Raw genomic sequence first — 616 nt, 5'->3', positions numbered from 1 at the left:
GATTAAATCCTGAATAGAATTGAGGGAGTTAAATATAAAATGTGGGTTCATTTGAGACTTGAGCGACTTCAATTGTAACAAGGCTAACTCACTTTTCTTAGATTCCTCAAGTTTTTGATATGCCTGGGCTAATTTTTCTTCATTACGAATATTAAGTTTTTTAAAGTAATTTACTATGGCATAAATACAGTAAAATAAAATTATGACCACTACACCATTTATTCTGTTTGGGTGATCTTTAGGGTATATATCAAGATAATAGTAAGGAATAAAAAAGCAAACTATACTTACCAATGTATATATAATTGGCAAGGTTTTTTTTTGATATATCGATAAACTAATTCCCGGAATCAGAAGGAAATAATACTCTGTATAAATTCCAGGGTTAACCATTACGGTAGATAAATTTATAAAAATGAATAAATATAAAATCCACAATATTTTTGCAAAACCCAAAAAACCTTTGTTATTACATAACAATACAAAAATTAAATAAAAATTGGATATATAACTTATGATATGAGCACTTAAAGGTTTTTGAATAAAAATTAAATCTCCGACATAAAAAAGTATACTAGTATGTAAAGCGATCAGTACATAAATATTTACAAGTCTT

1 protein-coding gene is annotated in these 616 nt (G+C 26.5%); it reads right to left on the bottom strand.

Features of this window, described 5'->3' with window-relative positions; all coding sequences use genetic code 11:
* Nucleotides 1-393: histidine kinase (locus Z053_RS32050; RefSeq protein ID WP_241459862.1), on the bottom strand; the 393-nt coding region annotated here is incomplete at its 3' end.
* Between the last annotated feature and the right edge of the window lie 223 nt (nt 394-616).

The organism is Aquimarina megaterium XH134, assembly GCF_000520975.1.
GTDB lineage: Bacteria > Bacteroidota > Bacteroidia > Flavobacteriales > Flavobacteriaceae > Aquimarina > Aquimarina megaterium.
Note: the sequence above shows the minus strand (reverse complement) of the source record. Positions and strands in the feature narration are given on the sequence as shown.